Below are 21,411 nucleotides of genomic sequence, written 5' to 3' on the forward strand. Positions count from 1 at the left end.
GGCCGACGCCGCCGACCGCCGCCCCTTCTTCTCAGACTCCGCAGAGGTACGCACGCCATGACCCAGCCCCCCCAGCCACCCAACGAGCCGCCCCAGGGCGGATTCGGCGCCCCGCAGGACCCGCCGCCCGGCGGATTCGGCGCGCCCACCCCGCCGCCGTCCGACCCGCTGGCCAAGCCCCCGGCCGCGCCGCCCACCCCGCCCCCCGGCGGTTACGGCACGCCGCCCCCGCCCCCGGGCGGTTACGGCACTCCGCAGACACCGCCGCCCCCGGGCGGCTACGGCACTCCGCCCACGCCGCCGCCCTCCGGTGGCTACGGCACCCCGCAGACGCCGCCGCCCGGTCAGCCGCCGCAGAGTCCCGCGTACGGCTACCCGCAGGCGCCGCCCCCGGGTCAGCCGCCGGCCCAGCCCGGCTACGGCTTCCCGCAGGGGCCCCCGCCCGGACAGCCCGGTATGCCTCCGCAGCAGGGGTACGGCTACCCGACCGCGCCGATGCAGCCGCAGTACCAGGGGCCCCAGCAGGGCGGCGGCAAGAAGTTCACCACCCAGATGCAGATCATCGTCGCCGCGGCCGTAGCCGTGGTGCTGATCGTCGGCGGCGGCATCTTCTACGCCTCCAGCGGCAGCGACGACGGCAAGCAGGACGAGGCGTCGTCGGCCGGGACCGACGGTGGCGGCGCCGAGGGCGGCGAGGGCAAGGGCGGCAGTGGCGACGGCCTGGCCGGCGGCACCGAGAAGGCCCCGTCCGACACCAAGTCCAAGGTCGCCTTCCAGCTGCCCCACCCGAAGGTCACCGACACCACGGTCGTCGCCGGTTCCTGGGCCACGGACAAGGCGTACGTGAAGACCGGCGTGAACGAGATCGTCGGCTACGACCTCGACAAGGGCACCAAGCTCTGGTCGATCCCGCTGGACGGCCAGCTCTGCGCCGCGTCCCGGCACATGAGCAAGGACTACAAGACGGCCATCGCCTTCCAGGACGGCAAGCCGAGCGCCAAGAACAAGTACCCGTCGTGCACCCAGATCGCCGGGCTCGACCTCGCCACCGGCAAGCTGATGTGGAGCAAGTCCGTCACCTCCGCGTCCAGCGGTGACGACGCCGTCAGGTTCAACGAGGTGACGGTCAGCGGCGGAACGGTCGCCGCGGGCGGTACCAGCGGCGGCGCCGCCTTCAAGCTCGCCGACGGTGCCGAGCTCTGGAAGCCGAAGGCCGACGCCAACGACTGCTACGACATGGGTTACGGCGGCGGCGAGGCCCTCGCGGTCGTCCGCAAGTGCGGCAGCTACGACGATCCGCAGCTGACCATCCAGCCGCTGAACCCGGACACCGGGGCACCGCTCTCCTCGTACAACATGCCGGCCGGTGTGGAGTACGCGAGCATCGTCTCCACCAAGCCGCTCGTGGTCGCGGCCGACGTCGGTGACACCGCGGGCGACGGCAGCAGCATCTCGGACTTCTTCTCCATCGACGCGGCCACCGGCAAGCTCATCGTCAAGATCTCGGCCGACGCGGACAAGTACGCGGCGGACTGCGGCTCCACCGAGGTCGAGGAGTGCACGGCCCTGGCCGTCGGCAACAACAAGATCTACCTGCCGACCGAGGACCACGAGGGCGGCGGCGAGTACGGCGACACCAACGAGATCGTCGCCTTCGACCTCACCACCGGCAAGCTCGTCGGCGGCAAGGCGGACGCGGGCGACCGCTACTCGCTGACCCCGCTGCGCATGGACGGCTCCAACGTCATCGCGTACAAGGAGCCCCCGTACGACAAGGGCGGCCAGATCGTCTCCATCGACGGCTCGACCTTCGAGCAGACCGTGCTGATGGTCAACCCGGACGACAAGTCGGTCCACGACGCGGAGACCAGCTTCTCCGTCGACTACGCCGAGTTCATCTACGAGAAGGGCCGGCTGTTCATCTCCGAGCAGATGCTCAGCAAGCCGAGCAAGAGCTCCCTGGACGACAAGCAGTACCTCGTCGTCTCCTTCGGCACCAGCTGACCCACCCTGCCCCATCCGGCCCGTTGGCGGGCCGGCCACGACGGCCCTGCCGGTTGATCATCCGACCGGCAGGGCCGATCGTTTTCTGACAGGTAAGCGCCCCTGAATGACGCATAATTCGGCATTACGGGGGGCTTCTGCCCGGTAGAGGGCGCGCGGCGTCGAACAAGCGTGTAACTTGCCGGGGCAGAAGGGCCGGGGGGCCTGTTCAGGGTTACGCAGCGGTCGAGCGCTGCACACATGGGGGCTATCTCGATGGGCGTGCGGCTCATGGTGGTCGATGACCACCGACTGCTCGCCGAGGCACTCGCCTCGGCGCTGAAACTCCGCGGGCACCGGGTGCTCGCGGCGGCAGCGCCGACGTCAGGGGCCGCGGAACTGGTCGTCAGCAGGGCGCCGGAGGTCTGCCTGTTCGGCACGGCGGCGCCCGCGGAGCCCGGGGCCTTCGACCCCATCCTGCGGATAGGACGCGAGCGTCCCCAGGTGGCCGTGGTGGTGCTCGGACCGGTGCCGAGCCCGCGGGGGATCGCCGCCGCCTTCGCGGCGGGGGCGGCGGGTTACGTCCGTCACGACGAGCGGATCGAGGGCGTCGAGCGCGCCATGGTCAAGGCCCGCGCGGGGGAGGTCGCGGTCGCCCCGCAGCTGCTGCGCGGCGCGTTCGCCGAGCTGCTGCATCCGGCGGCCCAGCCGGACGACGAGGGGCAGCGGCTGCTGCGGATGCTGACCCCGCGTGAGGTGGAGGTGCTGGTGCGGGTCGCCGAGGGTGAGGACACCCGGCTGATCGCGGCCGGCATGAGGATCGCTCCGAGCACCGCGCGGACACATGTGCAGCGGGTGCTGATGAAGCTCGGTGTCGGCTCCCGTCTTGAAGCGGCCGCACTCGCCGCCCGTACCGGGCTGCTCGACCGGGCGGCGGCGGGAACGCCGCAGGGGCCGGACGGCCTCGCGTGACGCGTGGTCGTCCGGCCCCTGCGGGTGGTGTGCCGGGTCAGCTCTCCGGTGTGCCGGGGCCTTCCGCGCCGGGCGCGGAGTCGGGCACCTGGGTCGGGCGCAGCTTCATCCAGATCAGGAAGAAGAGGCCGAGCACCAGCATGGCCAGGCCGGTCCAGAGGTTGATGTGGACGCCCTCGGCCTTCTTCAGGTCGGCGTCGGACGGGCTGATGCCGGCGATGGTGACGATCACTCCGTAGACCACGAAGAGACCGCCGATGATCCGCCGGATGTCGAAGAGCCGGGCCGCGGTCGCGGACTTCTGCTCCAGCTCGGAGACTTCCTTGTGCAGGTCGGACATGGTGAGTGCCTCCGATCAGAGCGAGTAGGGCAGGTAGCAGAGAGCGGCGAGGACCATGGCGCCCCAGCCGAGCAGGGCCGGCTTGCGGTACCAGGCGCTGTCGCCCTCCTCCGGCACCTCTTCGGCGTCCGGGGACTCCGTACCGTAGACCAGACCGGCCAGTTCGGCGTCCGGCTTGGGGGCGGTGAAGAGGGTGACGGCGACCATGACGACCGCACCGGCGACGAATCCGACGATCGCGGAGACGAAGTTGGCGCCCTGGTCGGACGGGATGTCGATGATGCCCTGCTTGTAGATCACGAAGTAGTTCACCATCGCGGCCGTGGTGCCCGCCACGAGGCCCCAGACACCGGACTTCATCGAGGCGCGCTTCCAGAACATGCCGATGATGAAGACGACGAACATCGGGACGTTGAAGAAGGAGAACAGCGTCTGCAGGTACGTCATGATGTTGGAGAAGCTGGCCGCGATGAACGCCGTGCCGATCGAGGCCAGCACACCCACCGCGGTGATCAGCCGTCCGAAGCGCAGGTAGTACGCGTCCGGCTGGTCCTTCTTCACGTAACGCTGCCAGATGTCCGTGGTGAACACCGTGTTGAACGAGGACACGTTGGCGGCCATACCGGCCATGAACGCGGCCAGCAGACCGGTCACCGCGATGCCGAGCACACCGTTGGGCAGGAGCTCCTGCATCAGCAGCGGAATGGCGTCGTTGTACGTGAGGTCCGAGCCGGGCGTGCCGATCTTCGGTACGACGACGGCGGCGACCAGGCCCGGGATCATCACCACGAAGACGATGAAGATCTTCGGGAAGGCGGCGATCAGCGGGGTGCGCTGGGCGGCCGAGAGGTTCTTCGCGGACAGGGCGCGCTGCACCTCGGCGAAGTTCGTGGTCCAGTAGCCGAAGGAGAGCACGAAGCCGAGGCCGAGGATGATCGTCAGCCAGTTGGCGCCGAGCGGGTTGGCGTCACCGATGCCGGTACCGCCCCAGGCGGACATGAAGTCCGCGCCGTGCTGCTTCTCCAGCGAACCGCTCAGACCGTCCCAGCCGCCGACGCGCTTGAGGCCCAGCAGAGTGATCGGGATCAGCGCGGCGAGGATGACGAAGAACTGCAGCACCTCGTTGTAGATCGCCGAGGAGAGTCCGCCGATGGTGATGTACAGCAGGACGAAGAGACCCGCGACGACGATCGCGACCCACTGCGGCCAGCCGAGCAGCGCCTCGACGACGATCGACAGGGCGTAGAGGTTGACGCCCGCGATCAGGATCGCCGCGAAGGCGAAGAGCACGGAGCTCAGCAGGTGCGCCGACTTGTCGAAGCGCTGGAGCAGGAACTCCGGTACGGAGCGGACCTTCGAGCGGTAGTAGAAGGGCATCATCACCAGGCCGAGGAAGACCATGGCGGGGATGGCGCCGATCCAGTACCAGTGGACGACCGCGACGCCGTACTGCGCGCCCGTCGCCGCCATGCCGAGGATCTCGGTGGCCCCGAGATTCGCCGCGACGAAGGCCAGGCCGGTCACCCAGGCAGGCAGCGACCGTCCGGACAGGAAGAAGTCGAGACTCGTCTTCACACTGGCCCGGGCGGCGAAGCCGATGCCGAGCACCACGACGAAGTAGATCGCCAGAATCGTGTAATCGAGCCCGTTCGTGGGGAGTCGGAGCCCTTCGGCCAGATATTGCATGGGGGGTACTCGCTTCGTTGCGCGAACTGAACTCGACGGAACCTACGCCTTTGTGTTCAGAAAATGAACAGGTGGGATGGCGTTCTTTGTTTGATCGTGATCGCACGGGGTGGAATGTCCTACTTTGAGGCCCCGCTTCCACAGTTCACGCACAGGAGTCGTCGGCATTGACTGTCGTGTTTACTTGTGATTTGTTATGTGCGGTTATGTTTGAGGGCGTCACATGGAGGAGCCTGGTGAAGAAGACGGTTACGACCCTCGCCGACGGCCGTGAGCTGATCTATTACGACTCCGCGGACGACACCGTCCGCGATGCCGTCGACCCGCGGCCGCTGGATGCCGTCTCGACATCCTCGGAGATCCGTCGCGACGCCCTGCTCGGCGACTCGGTCGCCATCGCCTCCCACCGCCAGGGGCGTACGTACCACCCGCCGGCCGACGAGTGCCCGCTCTGCCCCTCGCGGGACGGCCGCCTGAGCGAGATCCCCGACACCGACTACGACGTCGCCGTCTTCGAGAACCGCTTCCCCTCCCTCGCCGGTGACTCCGGCCGGTGCGAGGTCGTCTGCTTCACCTCCGACCACGACGTGTCCTTCGCCGGCCTCACCGAGGACCAGGCCGCCCTGGTCCTGGAGGCCTGGACCGACCGCACCGCCGACCTCGCGGAGCTCCCCCAGGTCACCCAGGTGTTCTGCTTCGAGAACCGGGGTGCAGAGATCGGCGTCACCCTCGGCCACCCGCACGGCCAGATCTACGGCTACCCGTTCGTCACCCCGCGCACCGAGCTGATGATGCGCTCGGCGGAGAACCACCGGGCGGAGACCGGCCGCAACCTCTTCGACGACGTCGTCGCCCGCGAGCTGGCCGACGGCGACCGTGTGGTCCTGGAGAGCGAGCACTGGGTCGCCTTCGTGCCGTACGCCGCGCACTGGCCCTACGAGGTCCATCTGTACCCGCGCAACCGCGTCCCCGACCTGCGGGAACTCGACGAGGGCGCACGCACGGAATTCCCACAGGTCTATCTGGAACTCTTGAGGCGATTCGACCGGATCTTCGGCCCCGGCGAGCCGCCGACCCCGTACATCTCGGCCTGGCACCAGGCACCCTTCAGGGTTCCTGGGCGTGAGGACTTCGGGCTGCACCTGGAGCTCTTCACCATCAGGCGGACCACCGGAAAGCTGAAGTTCCTCGCGGGCTCCGAGTCCGGCATGAACGTGTTCATCAACGACGTGCCGCCGGAGGCCGCGGCCCAGCGACTGCGAGAGGTAGCGAGCGAATGAGCAACACCGGCAAGAAGTACCTGGTGACGGGCGGCGCGGGATACGTCGGCAGCGTCGTCGCCGCACACCTGCTGGAGGCCGGTCACGCCGTCACCGTCCTCGACGACCTGTCGACCGGCTTCCGCGAAGGTGTCCCCGACGGCGCCGACTTCATCGAGGGCCGTGTCCAGGACGCCGCCAGGTGGCTGGACGCCTCCTACGACGCGGTGCTGCACTTCGCCGCGTGCTCCCAGGTCGGCGAGTCCGTCGTCGACCCCGAGAAGTACTGGGTCAACAACGTCGGCGGCACCACCGCCCTCCTCGCCGCCATGCGTGACGCCGGGGTCCGCACCCTCGTCTTCTCCTCCACGGCGGCCACCTACGGCGAGCCGGTCTCCAGCCCCATCACGGAGTCGGATCCCACCGCACCCACCAACCCGTACGGCGCGTCCAAGCTCGCCGTGGACCACATGATCACCGGCGAGGCCGCCGCACACGGCCTGGCAGCGGTCTCCCTGCGCTACTTCAACGTCGCCGGGGCCTACGGCAGCCACGGCGAACGCCACGACCCCGAGACGCACCTCATCCCGCTGGTCCTCCAGGTCGCCCTTGGACAGCGCGAGACGATCTCCGTCTACGGTGACGACTACCCGACCCCCGACGGCACCTGCGTGCGCGACTACATCCATGTCGCCGACCTCGCCGACGCCCACCTGCTGGCCCTGGACGCGGCCACCGCGGGTGAACACCTCATCTGCAACCTCGGCAACGGCAACGGCTTCTCCGTACGCGAAGTGATCGAGACCGTCCGCCAGGTCACAGGACACCCCGTCCCGGAGACCGCCGCACCCAGGCGCGCCGGCGACCCGGCCGTCCTCGTCGCCTCCGCCGCCACCGCCAGGGAGCGGCTCGGCTGGAAGCCTTCGCGCGCCGACCTGGCCGCCATCGTCGCCGACGCCTGGGCATTCGCCCGCCGAGAGGAGCCCACCGCACCATGACCGACAACGCCGAGCTGACCGCCTCCTTCACCGAGCTCTACGGGACCGCGCCCGAGGGGGTCTGGACCGCACCCGGACGGGTGAACCTGATCGGTGAGTACACCGACTTCAACGACGGCTTCGTCATGCCGCTCGCGCTCCCGCACCACGCCCGCGCCGCCGTGGCCCGCCGCACCGACGGGCAGCTGCGCCTGCACTCCACCGACGTACCCGGCGGCGTCGTGTCCCTGCGCGTCGACGAGCTGGTCCCGCACTCGGGCCACGGCTGGGCCGCCTACCCCGCGGGCGTCGTCTGGGCGCTGCGCGAGGCGGGCCACGCCGTGACCGGCGCGGACATCCAGCTCACCTCCACCGTCCCCGTGGGTGCCGGCCTCTCCTCGTCGGCCGCCCTGGAGGTCGTCACCGGGCTCGCCCTGAACGACCTCTTCGGTCTCGGACTGGGCGCCGCGGAGATCGCCGTGCTCGGCCAGCGCGCCGAGAACGCGTTCGTCGGGGTGCCCTGCGGCGTCATGGACCAGATGGCGTCGGCCTGCTGCACCGAGGGCCACGCGCTGTACCTCGACACCCGCGACCTCACCCAGCGCCAGGTCCCCTTCGACCTGGCCGCCCACGGGCTGCGGCTGCTGGTCGTCGACACCCGCGTCAAGCACGCCCTGGGCGACGGCGCGTACGCGGAGCGCAGGGCCGGCTGCGAGGCGGGCGCCAGGGCGCTGGGCATCGGCACCCTCCGCGACCTGCCGTACGAGGGCCTCGACGCCGCGCTGGAGACCCTGGCTGCGGCCGGCGAGGACGAGTCGGTCGTCCGCTACGTCCGCCATGTGGTGAGCGACAACCACCGGGTGGAGCAGGTCATCGCGCTGCTCGACGCCGGCGATGTGCGCGCGGCGGGCCCGGTGCTCAACGAGGGCCACATCTCGCTCCGCGACGACCTGCGGGTCTCCTGCCCGGAGCTGGACCTCGTGGTCTCCGCGGCGAACGCGGCGGGCGCGCTCGGGGCCAGGATGACCGGGGGCGGCTTCGGCGGCTCGGCGGTCGTGCTGGTGGAGGAGTCGATGGCGGACACCGTCGCCAAGGCCGTGTCGGAGGCCTTCACCGCCGCCGGCCACGCGGCCCCGGGCGTCTTCCCCGCCGTCGCGTCGGCGGGAGCCCGCCGGGTCGCTCCAGCCGCTTGAGCGCCGAATACGACGTTCCTGTGACCTTCTTTGTCCACTTCGGTCACAGGACGCAACAGGAACAACACCCTGAACACCTGGGGTGGTCAGTTCTGCGAATCGGCTTCAGGCGCCCACCGCTCGCCGTAGTCTGAGCGCAGCACCGGTGGGGGCCGGTGTCGTTTCAGGGGACGAGACAGTCGGATACGGCGCCCGGAGCGGGTGGCGGCCGGCACACGGCGGCGGCCGTGCGCCGACGGTCACCGGAGTGCTCCGGGCGTCGTATCCGCCGTGGTCCGTCCTCGTCGGGGCCGGCCATGAAGGGGACGCCCCAGGAGCTCACACAGCATGGGGGTGTCTGTGGCTCGTATCCGGGTTCTGGTGGTCGACGACCATCGCATCTTTGCGGAGTCTCTCGCCGCGGCCCTCGCGGCCGAACCGGACGTCGACGTGTCCGCGGCGGGCAGCGGTCCTGCCGCGCTGCGCTGTCTGGAGCGGGCCGCCGCCGAGGGGCGCCGCTACGACGTGATGCTGGTCGACGCCGAGCTGGGCGTCGACACCACGAGCGGCACCCGTGGCATTCCCGCACCGCGCGGCGTACCGGACGGCGCACCCGGCGGGGGAGCGGGCGGCGTCCAGGTGGACGGCATATCGCTGGTGGCCGGGGTGCGCGCGGGGCAGCCCAGGATCCGTACGGTGGTGCTCGCCGAGAAGGACGACCCGCGCAGGGCGGCGACGGCGCTGCAGGCCGGTGCATCGGGCTGGGTCGCCAAGGACTGCTCGCTGCAACGCCTGCTCGCGGTCATACGGGGCGTGCTGCGCGACGAGACGCATCTGCCGGCCGCGCTGCTGACCGGAGTCCTGCGGGAGCTGACCGCGGCCCGCAAGCACCGCACCGAGAGCGAGCAGCTCGTCGAGTCGCTGACGCCGCGCGAGCGCGAGGTGCTGCGCTGCATGGTGGCGGGCCTGGGCCGCAAGGCGGTCGCGGAGCGGCTCTTCCTGTCCCCGCACACGGTGCGTACGCACATGCAGAACGTGCTGGGGAAGCTCGGCGTCCACTCGACCCTGGCGGCCGTGGCGCTCGCCCGGCGGGCCGGGGTGGGCCCGGTCGCGCTAACCGGGGATGTTGTCGAACGGGGCGGTCAACTGGCGTAGCAGCCCGGCGAGTTCGGAGCGCTGCTGCGGGGAGAGCTCGCCCAGGATGGCCCGCTCCTGGTAGAGCAGCCCGGCCAGCGACTGGTCGGCCTTGTCGCGGCCCCGCTCGGTCAGCCGGACGAGGACGCCGCGGCGGTCGCTCGGGTCGGGCAGCCGCTCCACGAGATTCTTCTTGGTCAGCCGGTCGATGCGGTTCGTCATCGTGCCCGAGGTGACCAGGGTCTGGGTGAGGAGCTGGCCGGGGGAGAGCTGGTACGGGGCGCCGGCGCGGCGCAGCGACGTCAGGACGTCGAACTCCCAGGGCTCCAACTGGTGCTCCGCGAAGGCGATTCTGCGGGCCCGGTCCAGATGCCGGGCCAGGCGGGAGACGCGGCTCAGGACCTCGAGTGGTTCCACGTCGAGGTCGGGGCGCTCACGGCGCCATGCAGCGACCAGTCGGTCGACCTCGTCCTCCATGTCGATCAGTGTAGAGGGTCCCTCGACATGAAGTCTCTTGAATTCAAGTGTCTTGACATCAAGATATCCTGTTGGCGATCCTGATCCCATGACATCACCGACCTGGGACCCGCAGCAGTACCTCCGCCACGCGGACCACCGGACCCGCCCCTTCCACGACCTCCTGGCCCGGATCGGACCCCTCCCGCACGCCGCCGCTCCCCGGATCGCCGACCTCGGCTGCGGAGCCGGCAACGTCACCGCGCTTCTCGCCGACCGCTGGCCCGGCGCCCGTGTCACCGGCTACGACAGCTCACCCCACATGCTGGAGCGCGCCCGCACTCACACGGGACCCCTCCTCGACTTCGCCGAGGCCGACGCAGCCACCTGGGCCCCCACCGAGACGTACGACCTCATCGTCTCCAACGCCCTGCTCCAATGGGTCCCCGGCCACACCGCCCGCTTCCCCCACTGGCTGGACGCACTCACCCCCGGCGGCATCCTCGCCTTCCAGATCCCCGGCAACTTCGACGCCCCCAGCCACACCCTGATGCGTGAACTCGCCGAGTCCCCCCGCTGGCACGACCGCCTCGGCGGCATCCTGCGCCACGCCGACGCCGTACACACCCCCACCGACTACCTGGAACGCCTCACCGCACCCGGCCGCACCGTGGACGTCTGGGAGACCACCTATCTGCACCTGCTCCAGGGCGAGGACCCCGTCCTCGACTGGGTCAAGGGCACCGGCCTGCGCCCCGTACTCGACGCCCTCGCCGACACCCCGGAAGCCCACGACGCCTTCCTCACCGAATACCGCGCCCTGCTGCGCACCGCCTACCCGACGGGCCCGCACGGCACGGTCTTCCCGTTCCGCCGGATCTTCGCCGTCGTCCGCACCCCCGAGGAGCAGCTTTGATCACCGCCGTCGACCATGTCCAGCTGGCCGCTCCGCCCGGATCCGAGGACGCCCTGCGGGCCTTCTACGTGGACGTACTCGGCCTCACCGAGATCGCCAAACCCGAGGCGCTCGCGGCCCGGGGCGGCTGCTGGTTCGGGACCGGCACGGTCCAGCTGCACCTGGGCATCGAAGAGGACTTCCGCGCGGCGCGGAAGGCCCACCCGGGCCTGCGCGTCACGGACATCGACGCCTACGCGGCCCGGCTGGCCGCACACGGCGCCCCCGTGGAGTGGGACGACAACCTCCCGGGCCACCGCCGCTTCCACTCCCAGGACCCGGTGGGCAACCGGCTCGAATTCCTGGAGCCGGTCACCGGGTGAGCGTCAGAGCGCGTCGAGCGCCTCCGTCGAGATGTCGATGTCGATGGGGAAGGGAACACCCGTCTTGAGCCGATCGTGGTGGATTCCGGTCAGCGCGTACGCCTTCGTCACCGGATCCAGCTCGTAGACCCGCACCACCGGGTGCTGATCCGTGCCGGTCATCTCGACCAGCCAGAAGTGCTCGATCCCGGCGGTCGCGTACTTGTGCGGCTTGGTCTCGCGATCGCGGGCCTCCGAGTCGGGGGAGACCACCTCGATGGCGAGGCGGACGTCGGCGGCCTGGAAACGGGTCTGCTCCAGATCGACGGCGGCTGCTGCGCGAACGATGGACACGTCGGGTTCCGGACCGTTTCGACGGTCCAGCACCACGGTCATCTCGCGCTCGACCTTCAGGTCCGCCGGAACGCTGCTGCGCAGGCCGTTCACCAGCAAGTCAATGGCCTTGGAATGAAAACGTCGCTGCGGACTCACGAAGATCAGGCTCCCGTCGAGCAATTCCGTGTGCGGCGGGAGATCGGGCAGCGTGAACAGGTCGTCCACGGTGTATCCGTCCTGCGGGGGCACCGGCCAGCGGCTGTTGTGCCCGGTGATCGGCTCGGCGGTCATGGTTCCTCCCATGGACGGGATCTGTGCCCTGCCGACCACATTACGGCCGGGGATGCGCAGGCGTCATCACAACGGGTGACGTGCCGGGCGTCAGCTCTTCCGGTGGCCTATCAGCCGCGGCTTCGACTCCAGGTTCTCCAGCCCGTGCCAGGCCAGATTCACCAGATGCGCGGCCACCTCCGCCTTCTTCGGCTTCCGGACGTCCAGCCACCACTGACCGGTCAGCGCCACCATCCCGACCAGGGCCTGCGCGTACAGCGGGGCCAGCTTCGCGTCGAAGCCCCGGGCCTTGAACTCCAGGCCCAGGATGTCCTCGACCTGTGTCGCGATGTCACTGATCAGCGACGCGAACGTGCCCGTGGACTGCGCGACCGGTGAGTCACGGACCAGGATCCGGAAACCGTCCGTGTACGTCTCGATGTAGTCGAGCAGCGCGAACGCCGCCTGCTCCAGCAGCTCACGCGGATGCCCCGCCGTGAGCGCGCCCGTCACCAGGTCGAGCAACTGGCGCATCTCACGGTCGACCACCACGGCGTACAGGCCCTCCTTGCCGCCGAAGTGCTCGTACACCACCGGCTTGGAGACCCCGGCGCGCGCCGCGATCTCCTCCACCGACGTGCCCTCGAAGCCCTTGTCCGCGAACAGGGTGCGGCCGATGTCCAGGAGCTGCTCGCGGCGCTCCTTCCCCGTCATCCGGACCCGCCGGGCCCTTCGCGTGGGGGTGGTGGATCTGCTCTTCTCTCCGCTGGTACTTCCGTCGGTGGCCACGTCGTCAATCATGCCGGGTCGGCGCCCACGGGCTTGCGCCGGGAGGCGATACGTGATGCGTCGGGCCACCGCACGTCGTGTGCCCAGCCCAGCTTCTCGAACCAGCGGATCAGCCGGGCACTGGAGTCGATCTGCCCCTTCATCACCCCGTGGCGTGCGCTCGTCGGGTCCGCGTGGTGCAGGTTGTGCCAGGACTCACCGCAGGAGAGCACCGCGAGCCACCACACGTTCCCCGACCGGTCGCGGGACTTGAAGGGCCGCTTCCCGACCGCGTGACAGATCGAGTTGATCGACCACGTCACGTGGTGCAGCAGCGCGACCCGGACCAGCGAACCCCAGAAGAAGGCGGTGAACGCACCCCACCACGACATCGTGACCAGGCCGCCGACCAGCGGCGGGATCGCCAGCGAGAGAATCGTGAAGCTGAGGAAGTGACGCGAGACCGCGCGGATCGCCGGGTCCCTGACCAGGTCGGGGGCGTACTTCTGCTGCGGGGTCTGCTCCTCGTTGAACATCCACCCGATATGGGCCCACCACAGGCCCTTCACCAGTGCCGGCAGATTCTCGCCGAACCGCCACGGCGAATGCGGGTCGCCCTCGGCGTCGGAGAACCGGTGGTGCTTGCGGTGGTCGGCCACCCAGCGCACCAGCGGGCCCTCCACCGCCATCGAGCCCGCCACGGCCAGCGCGAGCCGCAGCGGGCGCTTCGCCTTGAACGAACCGTGCGTGAAGTAGCGGTGGAAACCGATCGTCACACCGTGGCAGCCCCAGTAGTACATGGCGACCAGCAGACCCAGGTCGAGCCAGCTGACACCACGGCCCCAGGCCAGCGGCACCGCCGCGACCAGGGCCGCGAACGGCACCACGATGAACAGCAGCAGCGCGATCTGCTCGACCGAACGCTTCTTGTCGCCACCGAGCGTGGCGGAGGAGTCTGCGGGGTCGCCTGCCGCGGTCGGCAGGCCGTCGTCGATCACATCAGGGCTGATGGGCATTGGGGAGTCCCCCGTGAGGTGAGGAAATATGACGGTATGAGCGGGCTACGCTTCCGTAACCTACGGCAACGTAAGTATGGCAGCGAACAGGCTCACGGCACGAGAGCGCCGCCACCACAACCGGTGTCGCCCGAGATTCCGCGCGCCCCTCCCGCACCGGAACCCGCGCCCGATCCCGCCGGCCCCGCAGGGCAGCGAGCACCCCGGAGCCACGGACACCTATCCTGGGTGCGTCGGACAGCGCGGTCCGCACTCTGCACATCCGGGGTGACCCGTCAGCACCGCGAGCACCCCGGCCCCCCTGACAGACGTGCTCAACCACTGCAAGGAGCCGCACACTGTGAGCAGTGCCGACCAGACCCCCGCCGCAAACACCGAACTGCGGGCCGACATCCGCCGCCTCGGCGACCTGCTGGGCGAGACCCTCGTACGACAGGAGGGCCAGGACCTCCTCGATCTCGTCGAGCGCGTCCGCGCCCTGACCCGGACCGACGGCGAGGCAGCAGCCGAGCTCCTCGGCGACACCGACCTGGAGACCGCCGCACAGCTCGTGCGCGCCTTCTCCACCTACTTCCACCTCGCCAACGTCACCGAGCAGGTCCACCGCGCCCACGAGATGCGCGACCGCCGGTCCGCCGAGGGCGGGCTCCTCGCCCGCACCGCCGACCGCCTCAAGGACGCCGACCCCGAACACCTGCGCGAGACGGTCAAGAACCTCAACGTCCGGCCCGTCTTCACCGCGCACCCCACCGAGGCCGCACGGCGCTCCGTGCTGAACAAGCTCCGCCGCATCGCCGAGCTCCTCGAGACGCCCGTCATCGAGGCCGACCGCCGGCGCCAGGACGTCCGGCTGGCCGAGAACATCGACCTCATCTGGCAGACCGACGAGCTCCGCGTCGTCCGCCCGGAGCCCGCCGACGAGGCCCGCAACGCCATCTACTACCTCGACGAACTCCACGCCGACGCGGTGGGCGACGTCCTGGAGGACCTGGCCGCCGAGCTGGAACGCGTCGGCGTCGAACTGCCCGCCGGCACCCGCCCGCTCACCTTCGGCACCTGGATCGGCGGCGACCGCGACGGCAACCCCAATGTGACGCCCACCGTCACCTGGGACGTGCTGATCCTCCAGCACGAGCACGGCATCACCGACGCCCTCGAACTCGTCGACCAGCTGCGCGGACTGCTCTCCAACTCCATCCGCTACACCGGAGCCACCGACGAGCTCCTCACCTCCCTCCAGACCGACCTGGAGCGGCTCCCGGAGATCAGCCCCCGCTACAAGCGGCTCAACGCCGAGGAGCCCTACCGGCTCAAGGCCACCTGTATCCGCCAGAAGCTGGTCAACACCCGCGAGCGGCTCGCCACCGGCACCCCCCACCGCCCCGGCTGCGACTACCTCGGCACCGCCGAGCTCCTCGCCGACCTCGTACTCATCCAGACCTCCCTGCGCGAGCACCGCGGCGGACTCTTCGCCGACGGCCGCATGGACCGCACCATCCGTACGCTCGCCGCGTTCGGCCTCCAGCTCGCCACCATGGACGTACGCGAGCACGCCGACGCCCACCACCACGCCCTGGGCCAGCTCTTCGACCGCCTCGGCGAGGAGTCCTGGCGCTACACCGACATGCCGCGCGACTACCGGCAGAAGCTCCTCGCCAAGGAACTCCGCTCCCGCCGCCCCCTCGCACCCACCCCGGCCCCGCTGGACGCCGCCGGCGAGAAGACCCTCGGCGTCTTCCACACCATCAGCCAGGCCTTCGAGCGCTTCGGCCCCGAGGTCATCGAGTCCTACATCATCTCGATGTGCCAGGGCGCCGACGACGTCTTCGCCGCCGCCGTCCTCGCCCGCGAGGCCGGCCTCATCGACCTGCACGGCGGCTGGGCCAAGATCGGCATCGTGCCGCTCCTGGAGACGACCGACGAGCTCAAGGCCGCCGACGTCATCCTCGACGCGATGCTCGCCGACCCCTCCTACCGCCGCCTCGTCTCACTGCGCGGCGACGTCCAGGAGGTCATGCTCGGCTACTCCGACTCCTCCAAGTTCGGCGGCATCACCACCTCCCAGTGGGAGATCCACCGCGCCCAGCGCCGGCTCCGCGACGTGGCCCACCGCTACGGCGTACGCCTGCGCCTCTTCCACGGCCGCGGCGGCACCGTAGGCCGCGGTGGCGGCCCCTCGCACGACGCGATCCTCGCGCAGCCCTGGGGCACCCTGGAGGGCGAGATCAAGGTGACCGAGCAGGGCGAGGTCATCTCCGACAAGTACCTCATCCCCGCCCTCGCGCGCGAAAACCTGGAACTGACCGTCGCGGCCACCCTCCAGGCCTCCGCGCTGCACACCGCGCCCCGCCAGTCCGACGAGGCCCTCGCCCGCTGGGACGCGGCCATGGACACCGTCTCCGACGCCGCCCACGACGCCTACCGCAAGCTGGTCGAGGACCCCGACCTGCCCTCGTACTTCCTCGCCTCCACCCCGGTGGACCAGCTCGCCGACCTGCACCTGGGCTCGCGGCCCTCCCGCCGCCCCGGCTCAGGCGTCTCGCTCGACGGCCTGCGGGCCATCCCGTGGGTCTTCGGCTGGACCCAGTCGCGGCAGATCGTCCCCGGCTGGTTCGGCGTCGGCTCCGGCCTCAAGGCACTGCGCGAGGCCGGCGGGGACACCGTCCTGGAAGAGATGCACGAGCAGTGGCACTTCTTCCAGAACTTCCTCTCCAACGTCGAGATGACACTGGCCAAGACCGACCTGCGTATCGCCCAGCACTACGTCGACACCCTCGTCCCCGACGAGCTCAAGCACGTCTTCGACGTCATCCGGGCCGAGCACGAACTCACCGTCCAGGAAGTCCTCAAGGTCACCGGCGGCAAGGAACTTCTCGGCACCAGCCCGGTGCTCCAGCAGACCTTCGCCATCCGCGACGCCTACCTGGACCCCATCTCCTACCTCCAGGTGTCCCTGCTCGCCCGTCAGCGCCAGGCCGTCGAACGCGGCGAGGAAGCCGACCCGCTGCTCGCCAGGGCCCTGCTGCTCACCGTCAACGGTGTCGCCGCGGGCCTGCGCAACACCGGCTGAGACCCATGTGACCGGGTGCGGTCCTGTTCACGTCCTGTTCACAGGGCGATGAACGTCGCCACCAGCAGGACCGCACCCGCGATCCCCGCACCCCACGCCGTACGCGTCAGCCGCATGCCGCCGCCGATCAACAGCGCGGCCAGCACCAACGCACCGCCCAACGGCACCCAGGCATGCAGAAAGCCCGGCAGCCCCGTACGCACGACATCGCCGGTCCCGGGCTTCACCACCACGGGGAAACGATCCCCCTTGTGCACCGCGACGGACCGCTCGACGGCCACGGCGGACCGCTTCTGCGCATCCGCGTCCGGCGAGAACGACCCCGTGCAGGAATCCTCACCGCACGCCGTCACCTTCATCGTCCCGTGCTCACGGCCCTTGGCCAGAACGATGTGCTGCGCGTTGTCCCACGACGCCCAGGCACCCGCCACCAGCAGCAGCGACACGACACAGCCCACGCCGAACATGCGCCCATGGGCCACCAGCCGGTGGGAGGAACTCCGCTTCATGGGGGCCGATCCTTGGGCAGAGCCCTGCCAACGGTCAACCTATGGCCGAAAAACACCCAAGAAGCAGCAGGAATGTCAGGAGTTGTACGCGGACTGAGCCCGCTCCAGCCCCTCGGCCAGCAACGACTCCACCGCGTCGGCCGACCGGTCCACCAGATACGCGAGCTCCTTGCGCTCGGCCGACGAGAAGTCCTTCAGCACGAAGTCCGCGACCTGCATCCGCCCCGGCGGCCTGCCGATACCGAACCGCACCCGGTGATAGTCGGGCCCCATCGCCTTCGTCATCGACTTCAGCCCGTTGTGCCCGTTGTCGCCGCCACCCGACTTGAGCCGCAACATCCCGAAATCGATGTCCAACTCATCATGGATCGCCACGATGTGATCGGTCGGCACCTTGTAGAAATCACGCAACGCCGTCACCGGGCCGCCCGACAGGTTCATGTACGACATCGGCTTCGCCAGCACCACACGACGGCTCGCCGGCCCGGGCGGCCCGATCCGCCCCTCCAGCACCTGAGCCTGCGCCTTCTGCGCCCGCTTGAACTTCCCGCCGATCCGCTCGGCCAGCAGATCGGCCACCATGAACCCGACGTTGTGCCGGTTGGCCGCGTAGTCGGGGCCCGGATTACCGAGGCCGACGATCAGCCAGGGGTCGGTGACGTCGGACATCAGAGCTCGGTCTCCTCGTGTACGGGCCGCTGACGGCGGAGAGCCGGTGACGGCAGGAAAACGGTGACGGCAGAGAAACGGTGACGGCAGAGAAACGGGGCGGTGGAACCCCGGAAGGGAACCACCACCCCGTCAGTCAAGCAGGTGCGGCGAGACTCAGGCCTCGACGGCCGCCTCCTCGGCGGGGGCCTCCTCGACCTGCGCTGCGACGACCTGGAGCACAACGGCCTCAGCGTCATCGGCGAGCACGGAGCCGGCCGGCAGCGGGATGTCCTTGGCGAGGATCGAGGCACCGGCGTCCAGGCCCGCGATCGAGACCGTCACGGACTCCGGGATGTGCGTGGCCTCGGCCTCGACGCGCAGCGTGTTCATCACGTACTCGAGAAGGTTGCCGCCCGGGGCCAGGTCGCCCTCGACCTGCACCGCGATCTCGACCTCGACCTTCTCGCCGCGCTTCACGGTCAGCAGGTCGACGTGCTCGATGTTGCCCTTGATGGCGTTGCGCTGCACGGCCTTCGGGATGACCAGCGCGTCCTTGCCGTCGATCTCGAGACCGATCAGCACGTTGGCGGTACGCAGGGCGAGAAGCAGCGCGTGGCCCGGAAGGTTGACGTGAACCGGCTCAGCACCGTGGCCGTAGACGACTCCGGGAACCAGGTTGGCGCGACGGGTGCGACGGGCAGCGCCCTTGCCGAACTCCGTACGGACCGTTGCGTCGAGCTTGATCTCAGCCATGCTGCACTCCTCGTAGATGAAACGTAAGGTGACGAAAACCGATGGTCACCCGGCCCACGACAGGCCTGCTACGAAGAGCGCGTCGATAACGGAGCGCCGGGACCCATGACCAGGCATGAGAACGGCCTCCCTCGCCGAGCAACTTGTCCAGTCTACCCGGCGGAGAGGCCGCTCCCAAAGTCGATCACCAGGGACCACCCGCGGGCGATCACCCCAGGGTGACTACTCCTGCTCCTCGAAGAGGCTCGTCACCGAACCGTCCTCGAACACCTCACGCACCGCACGCGCGATCGTCGGCGCGATCGACAGCACCGTGATCTTGTCGAGCTCCAGCTCGCCCGGCGTCGGCAGCGTGTCCGTGAAGACGAACTCGCTCACCTTCGAATTCTTCAGACGGTCCGCGGCGGGGCCCGACAGCACACCGTGCGTCGCGGTCACTATGACGTCCTCGGCACCGTGCGCGAACAGGGCGTCAGCGGCCGCACAGATCGTGCCACCCGTGTCGATCATGTCGTCGACCAGGACACACACCCGGCCCTCGACATTGCCCACGACCTCGTGGACGCTGACCTGGTTCGGCACGTCCTTGTCACGCCGCTTGTGCACGATCGCGAGGGGAGCGTCGAGCCGGTCGCACCAGCGGTCGGCGACGCGCACCCGGCCGGCGTCCGGAGAGACGATCGTCAGCTTCGAACGGTCGACCTTCGCGCCCACGTAGTCCGCCAGGATCGGCAGCGCGAACAGGTGGTCGACCGGGCCGTCGAAGAAGCCCTGGATCTGGTCCGTGTGCAGATCCACGGTGAGGATGCGGTCCGCACCCGCCGTCTTCATCAGGTCGGCGATCAGACGCGCCGAGATGGGCTCACGGCCACGGTGCTTCTTGTCCTGACGGGCATAACCGTAGAACGGCACGATCACCGTGATCGACCGGGCCGACGCGCGCTTCAGCGCGTCCAGCATGATCAGCTGCTCCATGATCCACTTGTTGATCGGGGCCGTGTGGCTCTGGATCAGGAAGCAGTCGGCGCCACGAGCGGACTCCTGGAAACGCACGTAGATCTCACCGTTGGCGAAATCGAAGGCCTTCGTCGGCACGAGACCGACACCCAGTTGATGCGCGACCTCCTCGGCCAGCTCGGGGTGGGCGCGGCCGGAGAAGAGCATCAGTTTCTTCTCGCCGGTCGTCTTGATCCCGGTCACAGCACAGTCTCCTCAGACGTGTATCTGGCACCGCGCGCATGTGGTCCCGATGTGCGACGAGCCAGCCGAAATGGGTGAGCATCTATCACGGTACGCCGCCTTTGGCGCACCTGTTTCCGGTCAGCTTTCGCCGTCGGGCTCCTGTGAGGCGGCCTGAGCGGCCTGAGCCGCCGCGCTCCCCGGCCGCTTCCGGGCGACCCAGCCCTCGATATTCCGCTGCTGGCCCCGGGCCACGGCCAGCGAACCCGACGGCACGTCCTTGGTGATGACCGAACCGGCGGCTGTGTAAACGCCGTCCCCGACCGTGACAGGCGCCACAAACATATTGTCCGACCCGGTCCGGCAGTGGGACCCGATCGTGGTGTGGTGCTTGGCCACCCCGTCGTAGTTCACGAACACGCTGGCCGCACCGATGTTCGTGTGATCACCGATCGTCGCGTCCCCGACGTAACTGAGGTGCGGGACCTTGGTGCCCTCACCGATCGTCGCGTTCTTCATCTCGACGTACGTACCCGCCTTGGCCTTGGCACCCAGCCGCGTGCCGGGACGCAGATACGCGAACGGGCCCACCGACGCTCCCGGCCCCACCTCGGCGCCGTCGGAGACCGTGCTGTCCACCCGCGCGCCCGCGTGGACGACGGTGTCCTTCAGACGGGAGTTCGGGCCCACCTCGGCGTCCTCGGCGAGATGCGTGGCCCCCAGCAGCTGGGTCCCCGGGTGCACGACGGCGTCACGCTCGAACGTCACCGTCACATCGATCAGCGTCGACGCCGGATCCACGACCGTCACACCGGCCAGCATCGCCCGCTCCAGGAGCCGCTCGTTGAGCAGACGCCTGGCCTCGGCCAGCTGGAGCCGGTTGTTGATCCCCAGGATCTCCCGGTGATCGCCCGCCACCGAGGCCCCCACCCGGTGGCCGTCCTCCCGCAGGATCGACAGCACATCGGTGAGGTACTCCTCGCCCTGGCTGTTGTCCGTACGCACCTTGCCGAGCGCCTCGCCGAGCAGCCGGCCGTCGAACGCGAAGACCCCGGAGTTGATCTCCCGGATCGCGCGCTGCGCGTCGGTGGCGTCCTTGTGCTCGACGATCTCGGTGACCGCACCGGTGGCCGCGTCGCGGACGATCCGGCCGTAGCCGGTGGAGTCGGGGACCTCGGCGGTCAGGACGGTCACGGCGTTCGCGTCGGCGGAGTGCGTGGCGGCGAGCGCGGACAGGGTCTCGCCGGAGAGCAGCGGGGTGTCCCCGCACACGACGATCACGGTCCCGTCGACGGCCCCGCCGAGCTCCTCCAGGCCCATCCGCACCGCGTGACCGGTGCCGTTCTGCTCAGCCTGGTAGGCGGTGCGTACGGGGGTGTCCCCGGCGGAGAGATGAGCCGTGAGCTGCTCGCCGGCGTGGCCGACGACCACGACGAGGTGCTGGGGGTCGAGCTCGCGGGAGGCGGCGACGACATGTCCGACGAGCGAGCGCCCGGCGATCTCGTGCAGGACCTTGGGCGTCTTCGACTTCATGCGGGTGCCCTCACCCGCTGCGAGGACGACGACGGCGGCCGGGGTGATGGCGCTCACGGATGTGCCCTTCGGCTTCGGGTGGTGGACATC

Annotated in this window: 20 protein-coding genes; 9 read left to right on the plus strand and 11 right to left on the minus strand. The window is 69.7% G+C overall.

Annotated elements, in window-relative coordinates; translation table 11 throughout:
- The first annotated feature begins 57 nt into the window (after positions 1-57).
- Both OG623_RS20610 and OG623_RS20615 read left to right on the plus strand, forming a co-directional pair.
- Positions 58-2,004 carry a PQQ-binding-like beta-propeller repeat protein gene (locus OG623_RS20610; RefSeq protein WP_406148293.1) on the plus strand — a complete coding sequence of 649 codons (1,947 nt, stop codon included), beginning with the start codon at positions 58-60 and terminating at the stop codon, positions 2,002-2,004.
- Positions 2,005-2,259: 255 nt separating this feature from the next.
- Positions 2,260-2,955 carry a LuxR C-terminal-related transcriptional regulator gene (locus OG623_RS20615; RefSeq protein ID WP_362890081.1) on the plus strand — a complete coding sequence of 232 codons (696 nt, stop codon included), beginning with the start codon at positions 2,260-2,262 and terminating at the stop codon, positions 2,953-2,955.
- Between the two features lie 37 nt (positions 2,956-2,992).
- Here the strand turns inward: OG623_RS20615 and OG623_RS20620 are convergent, their stop codons facing one another.
- Positions 2,993-3,295, minus strand: coding sequence for a hypothetical protein (locus OG623_RS20620; RefSeq protein ID WP_406148294.1), 303 nt, complete (start codon positions 3,293-3,295; stop codon positions 2,993-2,995).
- Positions 3,296-3,310: 15 nt separating this feature from the next.
- Complete coding sequence (locus OG623_RS20625; protein ID WP_406148296.1) at positions 3,311-4,981, minus strand: sodium:solute symporter family protein; 1,671 nt, start codon at positions 4,979-4,981, stop codon at positions 3,311-3,313.
- Between the two features lie 236 nt (positions 4,982-5,217).
- On the opposite strand from OG623_RS20625, the gene galT reads away from it, so the two are divergent.
- The 4 genes from galT (at position 5,218) to OG623_RS20645 (ending at position 9,544) form a co-directional block, all read left to right on the plus strand.
- Positions 5,218-6,261: a galactose-1-phosphate uridylyltransferase gene (galT, locus tag OG623_RS20630; protein ID WP_406148297.1), complete on the plus strand. Its 1,044-nt coding sequence runs from the start codon at positions 5,218-5,220 to the stop codon at positions 6,259-6,261.
- Complete coding sequence (gene galE, locus OG623_RS20635) at positions 6,258-7,238, plus strand: UDP-glucose 4-epimerase GalE (protein ID WP_406148299.1); 981 nt, start codon at positions 6,258-6,260, stop codon at positions 7,236-7,238. Before galT ends, galE begins: the two co-directional genes overlap by 4 nt.
- Positions 7,235-8,410: a galactokinase gene (gene galK / locus OG623_RS20640; protein WP_406148301.1), complete on the plus strand. Its 1,176-nt coding sequence runs from the start codon at positions 7,235-7,237 to the stop codon at positions 8,408-8,410. Before galE ends, galK begins: the two co-directional genes overlap by 4 nt.
- Positions 8,411-8,737: 327 nt before the next feature.
- A complete protein-coding gene (locus OG623_RS20645) occupies positions 8,738-9,544 on the plus strand; it encodes a LuxR C-terminal-related transcriptional regulator (protein ID WP_406148303.1) in 807 nt (268 codons plus the stop codon).
- Here OG623_RS20645 and OG623_RS20650 read toward each other — a convergent pair.
- The gene (locus OG623_RS20650) at positions 9,503-10,000 is read right to left on the minus strand and encodes a MarR family winged helix-turn-helix transcriptional regulator (RefSeq protein WP_406148304.1); all 498 of its coding nucleotides are present in this window, start codon (positions 9,998-10,000) and stop codon (positions 9,503-9,505) included. The two genes, OG623_RS20645 and OG623_RS20650, sit on opposite strands and share 42 nt — an antisense overlap.
- Before the next feature lie 88 nt (positions 10,001-10,088).
- Here OG623_RS20650 and OG623_RS20655 point away from each other — a divergent pair, with 88 nt between their 5' ends.
- Positions 10,089-10,895, plus strand: a complete 807-nt coding sequence (locus OG623_RS20655; protein WP_406148305.1) for a trans-aconitate 2-methyltransferase — start codon at positions 10,089-10,091, stop codon at positions 10,893-10,895.
- Positions 10,892-11,257 (plus strand): VOC family protein, encoded by a 366-nt coding sequence (locus OG623_RS20660; protein WP_406148307.1) that lies wholly within the window; start codon positions 10,892-10,894, stop codon positions 11,255-11,257. Before OG623_RS20655 ends, OG623_RS20660 begins: the two co-directional genes overlap by 4 nt.
- A gap of 3 nt (positions 11,258-11,260) precedes the next feature.
- On the opposite strand, the gene OG623_RS20665 is transcribed toward OG623_RS20660, so the two are convergent.
- From OG623_RS20665 to OG623_RS20675, 3 genes are all read right to left on the minus strand, one after another.
- Entirely contained in the window at positions 11,261-11,863 is a 603-nt protein-coding gene (locus OG623_RS20665) for a Uma2 family endonuclease (protein ID WP_406148309.1), read from the minus strand.
- A 90-nt stretch (positions 11,864-11,953) separates the two neighbouring features.
- Entirely contained in the window at positions 11,954-12,643 is a 690-nt protein-coding gene (locus tag OG623_RS20670) for a TetR family transcriptional regulator (protein WP_406148310.1), read from the minus strand.
- On the minus strand, positions 12,640-13,626 hold the full coding sequence (locus OG623_RS20675; RefSeq protein ID WP_406148312.1) for an acyl-CoA desaturase: 987 nt from the start codon (positions 13,624-13,626) through the stop codon (positions 12,640-12,642). Before OG623_RS20675 ends, OG623_RS20670 begins: the two co-directional genes overlap by 4 nt.
- A gap of 340 nt (positions 13,627-13,966) precedes the next feature.
- Between OG623_RS20675 and ppc the strand changes: the two genes are divergently transcribed.
- The gene (ppc, locus tag OG623_RS20680) at positions 13,967-16,696 is read left to right on the plus strand and encodes a phosphoenolpyruvate carboxylase (RefSeq protein ID WP_406148313.1); all 2,730 of its coding nucleotides are present in this window, start codon (positions 13,967-13,969) and stop codon (positions 16,694-16,696) included.
- Positions 16,697-16,734: 38 nt separating this feature from the next.
- Here ppc and OG623_RS20685 read toward each other — a convergent pair whose 3' ends face one another.
- From OG623_RS20685 to glmU, 5 genes are all read right to left on the minus strand, one after another.
- On the minus strand, positions 16,735-17,205 hold the full coding sequence (locus OG623_RS20685; protein WP_406148315.1) for a hypothetical protein: 471 nt from the start codon (positions 17,203-17,205) through the stop codon (positions 16,735-16,737).
- A 75-nt stretch (positions 17,206-17,280) separates the two neighbouring features.
- Positions 17,281-17,874 (minus strand): aminoacyl-tRNA hydrolase, encoded by a 594-nt coding sequence (gene pth, locus OG623_RS20690; protein ID WP_362889786.1) that lies wholly within the window; start codon positions 17,872-17,874, stop codon positions 17,281-17,283.
- A gap of 156 nt (positions 17,875-18,030) precedes the next feature.
- A complete protein-coding gene (locus OG623_RS20695) occupies positions 18,031-18,609 on the minus strand; it encodes a 50S ribosomal protein L25/general stress protein Ctc (RefSeq protein WP_406148317.1) in 579 nt (192 codons plus the stop codon).
- Positions 18,610-18,831: 222 nt separating this feature from the next.
- Positions 18,832-19,809, minus strand: coding sequence for a ribose-phosphate diphosphokinase (locus OG623_RS20700; protein ID WP_266805904.1), 978 nt, complete (start codon positions 19,807-19,809; stop codon positions 18,832-18,834).
- Positions 19,810-19,929: 120 nt separating this feature from the next.
- On the minus strand, positions 19,930-21,378 hold the full coding sequence (gene glmU / locus OG623_RS20705) for a bifunctional UDP-N-acetylglucosamine diphosphorylase/glucosamine-1-phosphate N-acetyltransferase GlmU (protein ID WP_406148318.1): 1,449 nt from the start codon (positions 21,376-21,378) through the stop codon (positions 19,930-19,932).
- Between the last annotated feature and the right edge of the window lie 33 nt (positions 21,379-21,411).

Source organism: Streptomyces sp. NBC_01012, from assembly GCF_045162755.1.
In the GTDB taxonomy this organism is placed as follows: Bacteria; Actinomycetota; Actinomycetes; order Streptomycetales; family Streptomycetaceae; genus Streptomyces.